Consider the following 12,278-nt stretch of genomic DNA (forward strand, 5'->3'; position numbering starts at 1 on the left):
TCAATCTTAAGAGCCAAGTTTTGGACGCTCCGTTGCTTCCATGGTAATGGCTAAGTTTCAAAAAAAGGCACTGTCAATTGTGTGTGGGGGTGTGGTTATAAGCAGGGGGCTTTTAGTTTATTGAGTTGAATGTGAATCCGGCTTGCGTCTTATCTAGGTTTGAAAGCATGCCGTAAAGAGTCTTGTTCTTGAATGGTTTTAAAGAGCTTGGGGTGATTGTTCGTCTAATAGAGCTTGCACGCGCTTTTGAATCCTGCGCATTTGTGGATAGTAATCCAATGCTGTTTCATAAGCTTTAAGAGCAAGTTTTGGACGCTCCGTTGCTTCCATGACAACACCAAGTTCAAAAAAAGCACTATAATTGCGCGGCTCAAGCTCAAGAGCATGGTTGAGATCAAGCAGGGCAAGTTTGAAATCGTTCAGCTGAATGTGAATCCAAGCACGCCTTACCCAAGCTTCAGAATGAGTAGGTAAAAGTGCAAGAGCATTGTCAATATAATCAAGCGCAAGTCCATAATCGTCGCTGTTGAGTGCATTTTCAGCCCATGACATTAAAAGATCAATCGTCTCACTCCCCGATTGGGACCATAAATGTTGAAGTTGTTGACTGATCTTTTTCGCTTTAGCAACATCAGCACAATATTTCAACTCTTTGAGTAAACGTGAAATTTCTGCTTCTTTGCGCTGCTTAACTCTATCAACATGGGAAAGCTGCTCTTTGTCAAGATCTTCAAGAATAACCGCCGAGGAATCAGAATCGGAGGGCGTTGAGGAAGGGGGAGGAGAATTGGGAATAAGATCATCTAACGGTAAAAGCGATTGTGGAGAAGGCCGATCTTCAGGAAGAGAAGGAGGATTTTGCCCATAGCTCGAGGGAACAAAACAAAAAACGCCAACAAAAAAAAGAAAAAACGCGCGCTGAAAAAATCGAAAGGCTTTAAAAAAAATAGAAAAATCCATAAAAACAAGCCCCCAAAAGATAAATCACCAAATATTATCAAATACTAGACTTGTAATCAACGGACTTATAACCAAAAAAACGCAAAAATTTTTTTAAGCCTACAATCAAAGTAGGCATAAAAACATTGACCTAAAGAAATTAGCCCTAAAAGAATTAACCCTGACGTGCTCTAAAACGTGGGTTCGTTTTATTGAGAATATAAACACGACCCTTACGACGCACCAAACGATTGTTACGGTGGCGCTCTTTTAGTGCTTTAAGCGAATTTTTAATTTTCATCATATTCACCGTTTAAATAGTTTACGTAACACAATACTATAATACAATATTAAAACACGAAAATACAATATTACAACCCCAATAGACTGCTTACTCTATGAGCATTGCATTGCGATATCGTACTTGCATGATAACATCACACGATACACTTTTTCACTGTGATCACAAAAAGAAAAGCGTACTCTTAAGGTACGCATTAACCACTTCATTAGCACAACGATAAGTGAAAATTGCAAAAAAAGTAGGAGAGATTTAACAAGAAGTCTTATTCTTGTCAAGGGTATATCCCTTATAAATTCCTTAGGGTGTGTTAAGGGTTGGTCTTGAAGGTAAAAATTTTTTCGTAAAAAAAGGACATAAAAAAGCACAAAGAGTGGAAAAAAGTAAAAGCCTTTTCAGCTTTAAACAAATAAGCTCTGTTAGGGAGTGTTGCAAGAATAGGAGCGCTGTTGAGCCGTTGGATTGTTGAAGTGGTGTGGGTTTTTGTCGTTAAGGGCAAGGGGGGCTTCTTAAAACGCAAGAGGCTTGTTTGTTGCGGGGCTTGTGAAGCCCTGTCAGGTGCGTGCGCCGGCTGAAATGCTTGAAGTGGGGGGAGCCGTTGGATTGTTGATTGGTGTGGTTTTGTGTCTTTGAGGGTGGGGGCATGGAAGAGAAGGAGCTTGTAGGAGGGCTTTCACGCCCTGTCGGGGCGAATTAAAAGGTTAGGGGCGCTTTTGAAGCCGCTGGATATCGGTGTGGGGTGAAGCTTTTGTTATGGGGGAATATTTATGCGGTGGAAGGTGGAGGGGTGATGAACTTGGGGGCTGGTGAATTGCTTTTAGCCGTGGGGGGACTTTTTTGAGAAAAGGAAGGGGAGCTGTTGGATTGTTGATTGGTGTGGTTTTGTATCTTTGAGGGTGGGGGCATGGAAGAGAAGGAGCTTGTAGGAGGGCTTCACGCCCTTTCAGGGCGAATTAAAAGGTTAGGGGCGCTGTTGAAGCCGCGGGATATCGGTGTGGGGTGAAGCTTTGTTTTTTCAGTTCATTGGGGGATAGTGTGAAAAAGCATTTGTATGTATGTGGGCTTAAGATTTGTTCGATGGTCCCAGTAATTGGATGATATGCCCCATTTTGCGGTGGGGGTGAACAGTGCTTTTACCATATAAATGGATCGAGGTGTGCTCTTGCTTTAGAAAATATTTTAACGTGCTAAAATTGTTACCAAGAAGATTGGTCATTTGGCAATCGCTATGGCGATAGGGACTGCCTAAGGGAAGTCCGCAAATAGCACGGATATGCTGTTCAAATTGTGAAGTTATGCATGCCTTTTGTGTCCAATGACCAGAATTATGGACACGCGGTGCTAATTCATTCACTAAAAGGTGACCATTCGTTAAGACAAAAAGTTCAATACAAAGAACACCAACATAATCGAGGGCATTCATGACTGTTACGCTGATTTCTTGAGCTGCTTTTTGCACGTCAAGTGGAATATGTGATGGAACAAAGGATTTATGAAGAATTCCATTTTTGTGTTGGTTTTCAGGGCAATCATAAAAAATATGTTCCCCTTGTTTTGTGCGGGCCGAGAGAACCGAAATTTCCGATAAAAAAGGAACTATTTCTTCCAAAATACAAGGCTGTTCCTGAAATGTCCTAAAGGCTTCGTCAAGGGTTTTTTCATTGGGGTGGTCTAGCTTGATCTGGTTTTTGCCGTCATAACCAAAACGACGCGTCTTTAAAAGACCACGTCCGCCTAAGGCATCAAGAGCGGAAAGAAGAGAAGAAGAATTGTCAATCGCGTGCCATGACGCGGTGCCAATCCCTTGATCACGCAAAAATTGCTTCTCAAAAAGTCGATCTTGCGTGATCTCTAATGCTTTGGAAGAAGGATAAACAGGCTTACTCTTTTCTACATATTGAACCGTTTGAAGCGAAAGATTTTCAAATTCATAGCTGACAACATCACATTGAGAAATAAAATGATCTAAAGCTGATGTATCGTCATAGGAGGAAACAATATGGTTGTTTGCTGTTTGAGCGGCTGGGCAATCGGCTTCAGGGCAAAAAATAACGGTTCGAAATCCTAATTCTGCGGCCGCTATGGCGAGCATCCGTGCTAATTGTCCGCCCCCGATTAAACCAATGACGCTTCCTGGAGGTAACATGGTGGAGGGAGTGGCGTTGGAGGGGATGGTGTTGGAGGGAGTGGCGTTGGAGGGGGCGGTGTTGGATGGGGTGGTGTTGTATGGGGTGGTGTTGGAGGATGGAGTGGCGTTGGAGGAGAGAGTGGCGTTGGAGGGAGTGGTGTTGGAGGAGGGAGTGGTGTTGGAGGAGGGAGTGGCGTTGGATGGAGTGGTGTTGGAGGATGGAGTGGTGTTGGAGGATGGAGTGGCGTTGGAGGGAGTGGTGCTCGATGAGGGGGTGTTGGAAAACGGTGCCATTTTAAACCTCCGTTACAGGCGTTTGGGCGACATTGGCTGTTTGTTGTTGACGCCAATCTTCTAATCGTTGGGCGAGATCATGGTCATAAACGGCCATAACGGCTGCGGCTAAAAGCGCTGCATTAATTGCGCCTGCTTTGCCAATTGCTAATGTGCCGACGGGTATCCCTGCTGGCATTTGCACAATTGAAAGCAAAGAATCTTGACCAGAAAGAGAATGAGAATGCACTGGAACGCCAAAAACAGGAAGAGGAGTAAGGGCTGCTAACATACCTGGAAGATGCGCAGCACCCCCCGCACCGGCAATTAAAACTTTAAACCCTGCTTCTTTGGCTTCTTTGGCAAATTGATAAAGGCGTTCAGGAGTTCGGTGTGCTGAGACAATATGCGAACTATGAGAAATACCAAGATTCGTCAAAATATCTGCACTATGGCACATCGTTTGCCAATCCGATTGGCTCCCCATTAAAATCGCGACATCACATGATTTTTTCATCATTCTCTATCCTTTTCAAAGGTGCAATGCGATTCTTTATCATTATTTTTTTAAAGTTTTATATTCTTTTTGCAAAGCCAATTGATGACAGAGAAACAGTTATTTTGCAAATAAGATGGAAAGCTAAAAATTTAAAGGGGGAGACCAAAAGATGAAAAACTAAAGTGTTGAAGGCATGAAACACTTCTTGTCAGGGGGAGGGGGATGAATTTTGAGGAGAGGTGTTAAGGGGTGGTGTGGGACCCATGAGGCTGTTGAGCTGCGGTATTGTCGTTTATTATAAGATAAGAGGGAAAAATACATTGGGGAAAAGCCATTGATTATAAGTTTTTTTTAAATATCTTACTTTTTATTTGCTAATCTAAATAAGATCACCATATGATATAAAATCTGTTGCAATTTGAAACATTGCTTAGGAGAGAAAGAGATTTTTATGTCAAAAATGCGCTGAAAAGTGAGGATATTCTTTTGAGAAATAAAGAGATATATATCTCGCTTTCAAAGTCTATTTATTTTGTTGTTCAAGTGATTCTTTTGTGAGTGGGGGGATATAATCTTTATAGGGGATATAATCTTTATAATTGTCGATATATCTTTAACAATGGCTGATATAAGGGGAAGCCTATAATCAACGCTTTTGTGCTTTTAACGCTTTTGTTGAGATCTGTTTCTTAGCGATTATATCGTTCTTCGTTTTTTACTTAAATATAATGCAATATCAATCCTGAATGACGAATTGTGAATAATAAATCTATGGTCTCTTTTTTGCCCAATTTTGTAATATGGTGAACGCTGAAATAAATAAAAGTTAAACAACGGATGTATAAGGAGATGTAAAAGCTATGTTTCTTCCATTTTTAATCGCTTTAGGTACTGCAGTAACGACTATGTGTGGTAAAAAAAATATAAGTTATGCTTTGTGGGCAATTTTATTCGTTGTCATTCTTCTCACTTTCAATCATCACGCAACTTCTACTTTAAATTTATCTTTTTGAGAGAATAGCCATGGAACATGTTGAACAAAAAAATCCTCACTTCGTCATCTTTATGAATACGCTAGGACTCTTTGGGTTATCCGTTGTCTTGGTGGTGGCTTTTTATTATCAATTGGTAAAGTTTGAGTTACCTTGTCCCCTTTGTTTGCTACAGCGCGTTGGATTGATGCTGGCTGGTTGTGGGTTCTTGCTTAATATTCACCATAAGGTGAAAAATACCCATTATGGTATGGTTATTATCGGTTGTATGGTAACCAGTGCTGTGGCAGCACGCCAAGTGTTTTTGCATATTACTCCCGATGACTTAGGATATGGTTCAACGTTCTTTGGATTACATTTTTATACTTGGGCTTTCATTATTTCTGTCCTTTGTATCTTTGCTGTCTCATTTGTCATGATTTTAGGCGAATTGGCACATAAGTTCAAAGAATTTTCTCCTTTTCCAGTCTTGAGTAAAGCGGCAAGTTTCTTATTTGTGTTTTTGATTGCAGCAAATTTGATTTCTACCATACTGGAATGTGGTGGTGGACAGTGTGCCGATGATCCTGTAAGGTATGAGTTGTTATCAAGTTGGTTCCCTTCATAGTTTCGAATTTGTTTAATAATCCCTCATCGTAATTTTTATGGTTAAAGAGGCGGAATATTTAAAAATCCGCTTCTTTTTTATTTATTGCGAAGACATTTCAGAAAGATGTTCGATAATCTGATCTTTTATAACAATGCTGGTTTTTATCAGCGCTGGCGATTGATGTTTTTTTTAGCGAAGACTTGTACTGTGCACCTTTTATGCTGTCTTTTGAGAGAGATGAAGGAATTGATTGGTCGGAGGCGTTTGTAGAAAAAAACAGATTGTTGAGCTGCGTGGGGTAGGAAGCCTCGTTTTTTAGGGGTATTAACTATAAAAAATTTTGTTCTTGATTTTTCTTAATATTGTGTTAGATAAGTAATTGTATTCATTTTGGTGCTTCTAAAGCATTTTTATTGCTTCTAGAGGGATTAATTTAAAATTTTGAAAGTTATGTGAATAACTTTCTGCAGAGGTTTGTTTATTAAAGGCAAACCTTTTTTTTTATCTAACTCTTAGATGTTTTCTTTCAGTGAGAAGCCTTTTTTTAGAAAAAGGTAAGAGTCTTGATGATGACTCTTTTTTATTAATATATTGATTTATAATGATAAATAACCATTTTTAACGTGAAGCACTTCGCTGAATATAATAAAATTTCTCATCATCAGTTCTCTTATATTAAATCAATTAAAATTACTTGCTTGTACATCATAAGCGGGGGGGGGCATGTGGGGAAAAACTGTACAAGAAAGGCATGCCTTTAATGAATCATCTAAAGTGTCAAGCTATGTCGTACCATTGCGAGCTGGTAGAGTTTTGTGATGGGGCCGGTTTTGTTCTTCCATAAGCGTAAACTTGTTGCTCCATAAGCGTAAAGATAGGGGACTGAATGGATTTTATACAATTTTATGGGGGCTTTACCATTCCTTTATGGGCGGCGTTTTGCGAAATGGGGGAGACGAGCGTTGAGAGATCTTTCTCTAAAACAAGCGTATGAATATGCAACGCAAGTATATTCCTTTTGGCGCGTTTTGTATTACGAAAAAATATTGACTTATAAGGATAAATTATCGTTGCGGATGTTGAATGAGAAAAACGAAAAGCTTCTCTCATTTCAAACTTTCTTATAGTCAATTAATTAAATGTGCTCTTCTACGTTACAAAAAAGCACTGGGTGTAAATAAAAATTCTTTTAAAAGTCGTAAAATGCTTCTTATGCACCCTTTTGATCGCTAGAATTTGTCGAAAAATTTTATGCTGCTCAATACAATAATAGGGCGGTTTATATCTATGTTTTAAAATAGGGGGATTTAGATGAAAAGGGAGGCGAGATTTTAATGACAGTTGTTGAAAACGTTATTGTGTAATGCATTTTTTTACAGATTTTCTGCTTTCTGTAAATATGTAAAAGCGTAAAAACGGGAATATGCAAAAAAGGAAGATGGGACTGTGGTGTATGATGTTATCATGGTATGGAATGTGGAGAGAAGATTGGGGGGGATGAAGAGGCGGGGGTGTTGAGGAGAGAGGGGGTTGGGGGTGAAGAGTTTATGAAGCGAGGGGGGAGTTGGGATGAAGAGGTGGGGGTGTTGACGAGAGAGGAGAGAGGGGGTGGGGAACGTTGCTTGTTGAAGTGGGATTGACCGGTGCTTTGCGTGATCTTACTTTAGGGTGGTGAAGGGGCAAGAATATTTTAAAATAGGACGTATCTGTCGCGTTTGATGCAACATTATCCTTTGTGGTGTCGTGATCTGAAATCAGCAGGGGAATTGGCTAGAGTAAGAAGCTGTATTGTTGAAAAACCTATGTTTACAAAGCGGTGTGAGAGGAATTTGAAAGTTTCATTTGGCTGCTTTCTGTAAATGTGGAGAAGCATCAAAACGTTGATCCGTAAAATGATGCGGAGGATTTATGCTTTGTGTGCGCTTTTGCTTAATCAGAAATCAACCATAAGATTGCTTTTTGTTTTTTTGGCTGGAGCTCTCTAAAATTTTTCAAAAGGGAATGTTCTTTTTCGCTGTATGTTTCTTGATCATAGTGTGAGGCATGTGTTGAAAGATTTTCTTTTGTGGCAATATCTGCATAAAAAAAGCTTATGGGAACATCCAGTTTTTGGGCGATTTTGAGTAAACACCCTGCGCTTACACGATTGAAGCCTTTTTCATATTTTTGGATTTGTTGGAAACTGACACCTAAATAGCTTCCTAATTCTTTTTGGGAAAGTCCCATGGAAATGCGTCTATGACGAATTCTTTTGCCTATCAGAATATCGATAAAATTTGGATTTTTGGTTTGCACTTTGCACCCCCCTCCGGTTGCGAGCGCCCTCGCATTGGTATTCCGGGAGTCAAAAATACTGAACCTAAATCAGCTTTTTGCTTTTAGTGCTCATCGCACCTGGACATAGCAAAAACTCCCGGAATTCCGGGATACCCACAAAAGTGGGATAAATTCATGTTTTAGGTTTCGGGTTTTTGATCCCCTATTGATCGTTGCGTAGACGACCAAAATTACAGTATTCATTTATAAGGCAATTTCAGAAAATTGGCAAGAGAAATCAAAATAATCTCAAAGTCTATAAGATTGGGTACTTTTTAAAAAAGTGCGAAATATGGATTATAAATCGCGTCTTTTGCTTAATCAGAATGTCGATAAAATTTGGATTTTTGGTTTGCACTTTACACCCCCCTCCGGTTGCGAGCGCCCTCGCATTGGTATTCCGGGAGGTTGGATTCACTGAACTTAAACAGTCTCTTGTTTTTAGTGCTTAAAGCACTTGGACATAACAAAAGCCCCCGGAATTTCCGGGATAGCCATAATTGTTTATGTGTTAAGTTTTAAGGAATCCAACTCCTTATTGACCGCTGCGTAGACGACCAAAAAACACAAGCCAATTCATAAAGTAATTTCAGGAGATTGGCAAGAAAAATCAATATCCCATAAAATGGCGTGATTTGGAGGGGTGTGGAGTGCTGGTTTGAATTTGACTTAAGGGGGTATATGAATGGAATAATATTAATTGTTACTCTTTTGCTTAATCAGAAATCAGCCACAAGATTGCTTTTTGTTTTTTTGGCTGGAGCTCTCTAAAATTTTTCAAAAGTGAATGTTCTTTTTCGCTGTATGTTTCTTGATCATAGTGTGCGGCATGTGTTGAAAGATTTTCTTTTGTGGCAATATCTGCAAAAAAAAGCTTATGGGAACTTGTAGTTTTTGGGCGATTTTGAGTAAACACCCTGCGCTTACACGATTGAAGCCTTTTTCATATTTTTGGATTTGTTGGAAACTGACGCCTAAATAGTTTCCTAATTCTTTTTGGGAAAGTCCCATGGCAATTCTTCTTTGACGAATTCTTTTGCCTATCAGAATATCGATAAAATTTGGATTTTTGGTTTGCACTTTACACCCCCCTCCGGTTGCGAGCGCCCTCGCATTGGTATTCCGGGAGTCTGAAAACACTGACTTGACTCAGCTTTTTGCTTTTAGTGCGGAAACGCACCTGGACATAGCAAAATCTCCCGGAATTCCGGGATACCCGCAATGCGGGATAAATTCATGTGTCAAGTCTTCGGGTTTTCAGTTCCCTATTGGTCGTTGCGTATACGACCAAACTTACACTTTAAGTGATAAAGTAATTTCAGAAGATTGGCAAATAAAAATAGTTTTTATTTATAAACTTTATTTTTTAATGAGAGGCTTTCGGCCTCTCAAACTCTCCGGAATGCTCACCAAAATCATGAGATCAGACCCGCGTTTAATGAGGGGACTAACAATCCTAGGTTCTTAAGGTCAAGGAGACCATTACATGGCGCCTAACGGCGTTCTTGACCCAAGAACTTAACGGCTTGTTTTGTCCCTCTCACGCGGCTCCGAAATCATGATTAGAAGGGGAGCTTATAGGGGTGGTGATATCAGGCATATCAATTTATCAACGTGTTTTTTAGAGTGTATGATGAATATTTTAGGCTGGATTTTTTTGTCGCGTTTGATGAAATAATCTCGTTTGAGGGTGGTGATCTGAAGTGCTTGGGGAGATTGGCTAGGCAAGAAGCTGGGTTAATACTATTGTTTATAGAGCGGCGAGGGGTGGAAGTTTCATTTGGCTTTATTCTGTGAATCTGTAAAAGCGTGAAAACAGAAATGTGCAAAAAAGGAAAAGGCTTTATGTCGTTAGAGGCGTTGTGGTGAATGATACGCAATGTATAGCGATCGTGTTTTCAAAGGTAGGAAGAACAACATAAAATGGAAAGAGTGGCTTAGATGAAGTGTGTGAAGAGAGGAAAAATGGGGCAAGGGTGTACGGGAATACATAGAGTGTGGAGGGGGGCGGTGAAGCATGTTGTGAATGGTGTGTGAAGAATGGAGAAGGTTTTTGAGAAAAGGAGGGGCTTCTGGCGTGAGGGAGTGGTGTTTATCTGAAGGGTGCATGTTTAAGGTGTGGAAGGTGTGGAAGGTGAGGAAAAGTTGGAGGGAGGAGGATTGTTCGTAAGTTGTGGAGGGATTAGGCAGAGGTGTTGGGAAAATGCTTTAGGGGAAAAAATTAGCGTAATTTCTTGTCATACTAAAACCAAGATTATCATAAAAATTGAAGGAAATTAGTGCGTAAAATTGGTGGAGAAAAAGTTTGGATCCTTAAGGTGTGGGGTGGCGCTTTTTGAAAGCATGGGAGAGTAAACTTGAAAAACCTTTCCCTTTTTGTGGAATTTTTATTCACAAACTTAAGAAAATAGGGTATGAACGCTGGAAATAACGCGCAGCTTAACAAAATATGTGCACTGTAAAGGAAATGTTTGTTTATGTCAAAAGAAGAAGTTTTAGAATTTTCTGGTATCGTTACTGAACTCTTACCTAACGCGATGTTTCGTGTGAAACTGGAAAATGATCATGAAATTATTGCCCATACCGCTGGTAGAATGCGGAAAAATCGTATACGGGTGTTGGCCGGTGATAAAATCATGGTGGAAATGACACCTTATGATTTGACAAAAGGGCGTATTACATATCGCTATAAGTAGCCTCGTGGGTGGCTTGCACTTTTTTCTAAAAGCTATCATATTATTTCTATTATTTTTTAACAGTTTTTTAGTTTGCTTTTCATGAGTGAAAAAAGGGAAGTATTTGAAGGTCCTTGAAAAACTGTAAAATCAATGCGGAAAAAAGATAAGGAGATTAATGGTGCGTAAAAGGGGGCGCTTAAAAGGGAGTGCTTAAAAAGGGGCGCTTAAAAGGGAGTGCTTAAAGGGGGGTGCTTAAAAAGGGGGGTGAGAGGGAAGTCAATTGTGAAGGGGTGGAAATGAGAAATATAAGAGAGTGGGGGGAAAAACGTTTGGCAGATACTCTTACAGAAGAAATTCATTTGGTGCTTGCCTCCGCTTCGCCAAGGCGTTTAGCGCTCTTGGCACAAATAGGGATTGATCCGCAGCAGGTTTATGCAAGTGATATTGATGAAACACCAAAATTAAAAGAACATCCTGCAAAGCTTGCCAAACGTTTGGCAAAAGAAAAAGCACTGAAAGCCCAAGAGATTTTGCGTTGGTACAGTCAGAATGGTCAAGACGAGTTGCAGAATGGTCAAGAAAAATTACCTGGACAGAAAATGATTATCTTAGCGGCTGATACGGTGGTGGCTGTGGGGCGGACCATTCTCCCCAAACCAGAAAGCGAGGATGAGGCTTATGAATGTTTACGATACCTTTCTGGGCGGGCGCATAAGGTCTATGGCGCTATTTGTGCCTTGAATGAAAAGGGAAAGATAACCGTAAAATTGGTTGAAAGTCGTGTCCGTTTTAGACGCTTAACCCCTGCCGTGATGAAGGCTTACCTTGCTTCAGGAGAATGGGAAGGGAAAGCGGGTGGCTACGCTATCCAAGGAAAAGCCGGTGCTTTTGTTGTCTATATCAGGGGATCTTATTCTAATGTTGTGGGATTGCCTTTGGCTGAAACAGCCGATCTCTTGATCGCTTATCACTATCCACTTTTCACTCACTGGGCTGAAGAAACGCATTAGAAAAACTGTAAGGCAAGTTCAATGCAAGGTGAAAAGCAACAAAAAGAGAAAAAAAATGAAAAAAAAGGAACAGAAGAAAAGTTAATGAACGAGCAGAAGACAAAGGTGCGCCAAGAACAAAAAGAGCTAAATTTGCAAAAAGAGACCCGTCCTCCGCATCCTTGTCCGATTTGTGGTCAAATGTCACAAAAATCTTCATATCCTTTTTGTTCCACACGGTGCCGAGCCATTGATCTTAATCGTTGGCTTTCAGGCTCTTATATTTTACCACCTCCTCCACAAGTAAGTGATGAAGAAGAATAAAAGGGGTCTTCCTCTTGAGAAGAGGACGCTCAGAGCGTTTTTTTGTGTGGGAACTGAAGGGGAGGCGCGCGGGATTATCCTATATCAATGGATTCAAGAGCTGGATTAACGGCTTGGTTATTGTCGTCATTCGCAAAGACGCAGATTAAGTTCAATCAATGGTGGAAGTGTTAATACATATCTAAGACTTATCCCCAGTGGTTTCCATGGATAATTATAAATTGCCTTGTTACAGGAAGGTCGATAGTGC

The 12,278-nt window shown here is 40.3% G+C and carries 11 protein-coding genes and 1 pseudogene; 5 read left to right on the forward strand and 7 right to left on the reverse strand.

Annotated features, from left to right (window positions below; genetic code table 11):
- Positions 1-198: 198 nt before the first annotated feature.
- The 5 genes from ACFIJJ_RS05415 to purE form a co-directional block, all read right to left on the reverse strand.
- Positions 199-960, reverse strand: a complete 762-nt coding sequence (locus ACFIJJ_RS05415) for a tetratricopeptide repeat protein (RefSeq protein WP_375646240.1) — start codon at positions 958-960, stop codon at positions 199-201.
- Between the two features lie 154 nt (positions 961-1,114).
- Positions 1,115-1,240, reverse strand: a complete 126-nt coding sequence (ykgO, locus tag ACFIJJ_RS05420; RefSeq protein ID WP_004863016.1) for a type B 50S ribosomal protein L36 — start codon at positions 1,238-1,240, stop codon at positions 1,115-1,117.
- Between the two features lie 1,063 nt (positions 1,241-2,303).
- A complete protein-coding gene (locus ACFIJJ_RS05425; protein ID WP_375646242.1) occupies positions 2,304-3,386 on the reverse strand; it encodes a 5-(carboxyamino)imidazole ribonucleotide synthase in 1,083 nt (360 codons plus the stop codon).
- Entirely contained in the window at positions 3,356-3,718 is a 363-nt protein-coding gene (locus ACFIJJ_RS05430) for a hypothetical protein (RefSeq protein ID WP_375646244.1), read from the reverse strand. The genes ACFIJJ_RS05425 and ACFIJJ_RS05430 overlap by 31 nt, the downstream gene beginning before the upstream one ends.
- The gene (purE, locus tag ACFIJJ_RS05435; RefSeq protein WP_375610656.1) at positions 3,664-4,161 is read right to left on the reverse strand and encodes a 5-(carboxyamino)imidazole ribonucleotide mutase; all 498 of its coding nucleotides are present in this window, start codon (positions 4,159-4,161) and stop codon (positions 3,664-3,666) included. The genes ACFIJJ_RS05430 and purE overlap by 55 nt, the downstream gene beginning before the upstream one ends.
- Before the next feature lie 839 nt (positions 4,162-5,000).
- Between purE and ACFIJJ_RS05440 the strand changes: the two genes are divergently transcribed.
- Positions 5,001-5,153, forward strand: a complete 153-nt coding sequence (locus ACFIJJ_RS05440) for a DUF5993 family protein (RefSeq protein WP_273790835.1) — start codon at positions 5,001-5,003, stop codon at positions 5,151-5,153.
- A 10-nt stretch (positions 5,154-5,163) separates the two neighbouring features.
- On the forward strand, positions 5,164-5,739 hold the full coding sequence (locus ACFIJJ_RS05445) for a disulfide bond formation protein B (protein WP_375622755.1): 576 nt from the start codon (positions 5,164-5,166) through the stop codon (positions 5,737-5,739).
- Between the two features lie 1,911 nt (positions 5,740-7,650).
- On the opposite strand, the gene ACFIJJ_RS05450 is transcribed toward ACFIJJ_RS05445, so the two are convergent.
- Positions 7,651-8,016: a helix-turn-helix domain-containing protein gene (locus ACFIJJ_RS05450; RefSeq protein ID WP_375646247.1), complete on the reverse strand. Its 366-nt coding sequence runs from the start codon at positions 8,014-8,016 to the stop codon at positions 7,651-7,653.
- A gap of 736 nt (positions 8,017-8,752) precedes the next feature.
- A pseudogene (locus tag ACFIJJ_RS05455) lies at positions 8,753-9,117 on the reverse strand (helix-turn-helix domain-containing protein).
- A 1,397-nt stretch (positions 9,118-10,514) separates the two neighbouring features.
- Between ACFIJJ_RS05455 and infA the strand changes: the two are divergent.
- The 3 genes from infA (at position 10,515) to yacG (ending at position 12,028) form a co-directional block, all read left to right on the forward strand.
- Positions 10,515-10,733: a translation initiation factor IF-1 gene (gene infA, locus ACFIJJ_RS05460; RefSeq protein ID WP_004857577.1), complete on the forward strand. Its 219-nt coding sequence runs from the start codon at positions 10,515-10,517 to the stop codon at positions 10,731-10,733.
- A gap of 278 nt (positions 10,734-11,011) precedes the next feature.
- Entirely contained in the window at positions 11,012-11,725 is a 714-nt protein-coding gene (locus tag ACFIJJ_RS05465; RefSeq protein WP_375646249.1) for a Maf family nucleotide pyrophosphatase, read from the forward strand.
- Between the two features lie 21 nt (positions 11,726-11,746).
- Positions 11,747-12,028 (forward strand): DNA gyrase inhibitor YacG, encoded by a 282-nt coding sequence (gene yacG, locus ACFIJJ_RS05470; RefSeq protein ID WP_375646253.1) that lies wholly within the window; start codon positions 11,747-11,749, stop codon positions 12,026-12,028.
- The last annotated feature ends 250 nt before the right edge of the window (positions 12,029-12,278 follow it).

Source organism: Bartonella sp. TT29SHDZB, from assembly GCF_042193395.1.
GTDB lineage: Bacteria > Pseudomonadota > Alphaproteobacteria > Rhizobiales > Rhizobiaceae > Bartonella.